Below are 4,700 nucleotides of genomic sequence, written 5' to 3'. Positions count from 1 at the left end.
GGACTCGATGGCACCTGGCGGAGCGATGGCCGGCCCGGTGAGTGGGCCCGTCGTCGTCACCGGAACGATCCAGTGCATGTCACCGCCAGCTCGTTCGGTTGCGAGTTCGGGTTCGGTCTTGAACTGGTTCACCAAGCCAGTCATCATACGGGCGTTGGGATGCTGGTCTCCCATCTTAATAAAGGCACGAATCGCAGTGGGCGCAGTGTAGAAGATAGTGACTCCATATTTTTCTACCACATCCCACAAGCAACCGGGATTGGAAGGACGGGGAGCCCCTTCGTACATCAGGCTAGTAGCACCATTGGACAATGGACCATAGACAATGTAACTGTGTCCGGTAATCCAGCCAACATCAGCAGTACACCAGTAGACATCGGTCTCTTTGAGGTCAAAGGTCCACTTGGTAGTCATGTGGGTGTAGAGGTTATAGCCACCAGTAGTGTGAACGACCCCTTTCGGTTTACCGGTGGTACCGCTAGTGTAGAGAATGAAGAGCATATCTTCACTATCCATGGGTTCCGCTGGACAATCCGCAGATGCTCCCGGTTGCAAGTCATGCCACCAGTGGTCTCGTCCTGGTTCCATGTCAATCCCTTGCTTGGTGCGTTCTACCACTAGGACGTTTTCTACAGTAGGTGCGCCATTATTCTCTAGGGCTTTATCAACTTGGATCTTGAGAGGAACAATCTTGTCTTTGCGCCAGCCCCCATCAGCAGTAATTACTAATTTAGCTTGAGCATCTACCAGTCGGTCTTTTAGGGCTTCAGCACTAAAGCCACCAAAAACAACCGTGTGGGGAGCACCAATTCTAGCACAGGCCAGCATGGCAATGGCAGCTTCCGGAATCATGGGCATATAAATGCCAACGCGATCGCCTTTTTTCACTCCCAGTTGTTTGATCACATTTGCCATCTGGCAAACTTCCCGGTGTAACTGGGCATAGGTTAGGGTGCGGGAGTCTCCCGGTTCCCCTTCCCAAATCAGGGCAGCTTTATTCCGACGCCAGGTAGTGAGGTGTCTGTCAAGACAGTTGTAAGAAATATTAATCTTTCCACCAACAAACCACTTGGCAAAGGGGGGTTGCCAATCTAATACCGTATCCCACTTTTGAAACCAGTCTAGTTCTTGGTCTGCAAGCTGGGCCCAAAACCCTTGGGGGTCAGCTTTGGCTTGTTCATACAGTTGCTGATACTCCGCCATGCTCTTAATCTGGGCATTCTCAGAAAAGTCAGTCGGTGGCGGGAACAGCCGTTCTTCTTGAAGGATTGATTCTATAGTGGGTTGTGACATAGTTATGGGAAATTACTGATATCTATTTAGGTAGTCTAGACCTAGCCCAGGCTAAGTCTAACTAGGGTTGGGGGTTGTTAAGGGCAAGTGGGATTCATCCACTTGCCCTTAACTTTACCAATTTTTTAGTCTACGGATGGTGAGGTTGCTAGTAGAACTAGCTATACTATGGGTATGCTGAGATTGAACTACCAATATCGTATTTATCCCGATGCTGAACAGGCGATCACCCTGTGTGACTGGCTCGAAACGTCTCGAAGGGTTTACAACTACGCTTTGAGGCAGATTAAAGACTGGTCAAACAGCCGGAAGTGTCCGATTGATCGGTGTTCAATCGTTAGTGAATATGTAATTCCACCCGATGAACCGTATCCGTCCGAATATAAGCAGAATGCTGAATTAGCTAAAGCTAAAAAGACAAACCCACGACTGAAAGCGGTGCCTGCCCAAAACCTGCAATGCACTATCAAACAGCTTCACAAAGGGTTTGATTTTATGCGTGAACGTGGTTTTGGATATCCACGGTTTAAGAAACCAGGGAAGCTGAGATCAACATTATTTCCTCAGTTCAAAACTTCACCATTAGATGCTCAAAACAACGTGATCAAGCTTCCCAAACTGGGAAAAGTGACAATTAATCTTCATCGTCCGATCCCGGATGGTTTCAAAATTAAAAATGTTCGGGTCATCAAAAAAGCGGATCACTGGTATTGCAATATTTGCATCCAGTGTGATGTTAATGTTCCGTCAGTTGGGTTCCACGGTCACGCTATTGGTGTTGATCTTGGACTTGATTACCTTGTCGCCACTTCAGATAGCTTACAGGTAAAGCGTCCCCGGTTCAAAGTCAAAGCAGAACGCAAGCTTAAATTGCTGCAACGTCGCTTAAACAGGAAACAAAAGGGATCAGCTAACTACCGTAAAGCTCAGTTGAAAGTAGCGAGACTTCACCGAACTGTAGCGGCTCAAAGAAGAGATCACCATTACAAACTGGCTCATCAGCTGCTAGCTGAGTGTGACAGTATTTTCTTTGAAGACATTGATTTTCGGACAATGGCTAAGGGGATGTTGGGTAAACATACCTTAGACGCTGGTTTAGGTGAATTGCGTCAGATTACTAAGACTGTCGCGTTGAAACTTGGGAAGTTTTTCGACACGGTTGATCACCGTGGAACTTCTCAAGAATGCCCCGATTGCGGTGTAACTGTTAAAAAAACACTCGCTGATCGGATTCACCGTTGCGATAACTGCTGTTCTGTCAAGCCTAGAGACGTAGCTAGCGCTCAAGTAATTTGCAACCGGGGAATCGCAAAACATCAAACTTTACCCGTGGAACATCGGGAACTGGAAACTGCCTGAGCAATCGATCTGCCGGGGCGTGTGAACGCTAGGTAAGTGGTGCAAACTTCGGTAACGAAGCATAACCAGGAAATTCAAAAACGAACACCCACATCAGGGCGCTCGTCTTTGAAGCCCCCGCTATACCCGCGCATGTTAGCGGAGGGAGAATTCACTAAAACCATACTTAACAGGTTACCCAGTTGGGCAAATCGTTAGATTTCTTTCTTTAATTTCTGCTTAATAATCGCTCAGCTCTCTACTTCTTTAGCAGGTATAGTCGTAAGCTATCAACTTTCAGCTTTCAGCTATCAGCTATCAGCTTTCAGCTATCAGCTTTCAGCTATCAGCTTTCAGCTTTCAGCTATCAGCTTTCAGCTTTCAGCTTTCAGCTTTCAGCTATCAGCTATCAGCTTTCAGCTTTCAGCTTTCAGCTTTGGAATAAAACAGGTAACCATTTGTTTCATCTAAGTTACCTCTGCTGATCACTGACGGCTGACGGCTGACGGCTGACGGCTGACGGCTGACCGCTGTTCGCGTAGCGCATATACTTACAATAAAAATGCTGTAGTTATGTCAATAAAAGTAGAAGTTGTTCCCCATGACCCCAAGTGGCGAGATGAATTTGAGCGTGAATCAAAGCAGATTGCCCTTGCCGTCGCCGAAAACTTAGTTGCTGTACACCATATTGGGAGTACATCTATTCCAGAACTAGATGCTAAACCAATTATTGATATTTTGGTTGAAGTCAAAGACATTACCAAAGTAGATGAAAATAGTTCAGCAATGGAGACAATAGGCTATGAAGGAATGGGTGAATACGGCATACCAGGTCGTCGTTATTTCCGGAAACATAATCAAATAGGAATCAGAACACATCATGTTCATATGTTTGAGGTTAATTCGGTAGAGGTAGAGCGCCACTTAGCCTTTCGAGATTATCTGATTGCCCATCCTAAGGATGCCCAAAAATACGGTGAACTTAAGCGAGAACTTGCTAAGAAATATCCAGACAATATTGAAGCATATATGGAGGGAAAAGATGGGTTCATCAAAGAGATGGATCGAAAAGCAGCAGAGTGGCGCAGAGAATGTAGAATGTAGAATGTAGAATGTAGAATTAATAATTGAGAATTAATAATTGAGAATTAATAATTGGTAATTAATAATGCATAATTTAGAATTCAATAGAATTTAGAATTGGGAATTGGGAATTGGGAATTTAGAATTGGAAATCCTGCCTTCTGCCTTCTGCCTTCTGCCTTCACCATTCTACATTCACCATTCTACATTCACCATTCTAAATTATGCATTCTACATTCTTCATTCTTCATTCTAAATTCTTCATTCTAAATTCTTCATTCTAAATTCTTCATTCTAAATTCTTCATTCTGACCTCCTTCGAGAACAATCGCTCCAATAACTCTTTCGGAATTGTCTCAAAATCTTCCAATAAGAAATCCATAATGGCCAGATGGCGCAAGTGACCGGGAGTGGGAGGGTAACAGCGACGACTGGTGTTAAACCAGCCGTTGACGGTTTGAGTAGAGCAAGAACAGATCAAAGCTATATCTTCTGGAGTTATGTCCCACTTTTGATAAAACCGTTGCGGTGTCATACCCAATTCCCAGTAACTGTACAGTCGAATTAGGATTTGTTCTCGCTCGGTGATGGGATAGGGATAGGAATTTTCGGGCTTGGAATTCCTCTGGGCAAGCTGCTCAAGGCGCTCCATGGCTTCGTGGTAATCGATGGGATGATCAACTAATCGCGTCTTGATGCAGTCGCTCATGGGGGAAACCCCCAAGACCGCGCTGCATCGCTTTTCTGGCATGATAGAGTTACCTAAAGTTTACTTTGGGGGGAGAGCCGCGCTGGGTGCATCTCATATTTGTAAAAGGGGAATGGGGAATGGGGAATGGGGAATGGGGAATGGGGAATGGGGAATGGGTAATAGGTAATGGGTAATAGGTAATAGGGGAAGCATGTCACTTAAGCCTAATATTTTTACCATTACTATAGCCCCCTGATGGGTAATTGCTTGCTGATCTGGTAAATAGTTCATCTGT

The 4,700-nt window shown here is 45.2% G+C and carries 5 protein-coding genes; 2 read left to right on the top strand and 3 right to left on the bottom strand.

The features are described from left to right. The coding region (locus tag F6K20_RS25010) for an AMP-binding protein (protein ID WP_287296434.1) at positions 1-1,293 on the bottom strand (1,293 nt) is incomplete at its 3' end. 174 nt (positions 1,294-1,467) lie between these two features. Here F6K20_RS25010 and F6K20_RS25005 point away from each other — a divergent pair. Both F6K20_RS25005 and F6K20_RS25000 read left to right on the top strand, forming a co-directional pair. After that, positions 1,468-2,652 (top strand): RNA-guided endonuclease InsQ/TnpB family protein, encoded by a 1,185-nt coding sequence (locus F6K20_RS25005; RefSeq protein WP_044492212.1) that lies wholly within the window; start codon positions 1,468-1,470, stop codon positions 2,650-2,652. Positions 2,653-3,204: 552 nt separating this feature from the next. Beyond that, positions 3,205-3,735: a GrpB family protein gene (locus F6K20_RS25000; RefSeq protein ID WP_008178988.1), complete on the top strand. Its 531-nt coding sequence runs from the start codon at positions 3,205-3,207 to the stop codon at positions 3,733-3,735. Between the two features lie 268 nt (positions 3,736-4,003). Here the strand turns inward: F6K20_RS25000 and F6K20_RS24995 are convergent, their stop codons facing one another. Together F6K20_RS24995 and F6K20_RS24990 are read right to left on the bottom strand one after the other, a co-directional pair. After that, positions 4,004-4,465 (bottom strand): hypothetical protein, encoded by a 462-nt coding sequence (locus F6K20_RS24995; protein ID WP_287296433.1) that lies wholly within the window; start codon positions 4,463-4,465, stop codon positions 4,004-4,006. A gap of 51 nt (positions 4,466-4,516) precedes the next feature. After that, a partial coding sequence (locus F6K20_RS24990) for a hypothetical protein (protein ID WP_287296431.1) occupies positions 4,517-4,700 on the bottom strand: 184 nt, incomplete at its 5' end.

This window comes from Moorena sp. SIO2C4, from assembly GCF_010672485.1.
Classification (GTDB): domain Bacteria; phylum Cyanobacteriota; class Cyanobacteriia; order Cyanobacteriales; family Coleofasciculaceae; genus Moorena; species Moorena producens.
This window is presented reverse-complemented; position numbering and strand designations above follow the sequence as displayed.

Bases quoted from the DNA above. Each gene is read 5' to 3' on its own strand.
- F6K20_RS25005 (WP_044492212.1), top strand. From the start codon at position 1,468: ATGCTGAGATTGAACTACCAATATCGTATTTATCCCGATGCTGAACAG.
- F6K20_RS24995 (WP_287296433.1), bottom strand. From the start codon at position 4,465: ATGCCAGAAAAGCGATGCAGCGCGGTCTTGGGGGTTTCCCCCATGAGC.
- F6K20_RS25000 (WP_008178988.1), top strand. From the start codon at position 3,205: ATGTCAATAAAAGTAGAAGTTGTTCCCCATGACCCCAAGTGGCGAGAT.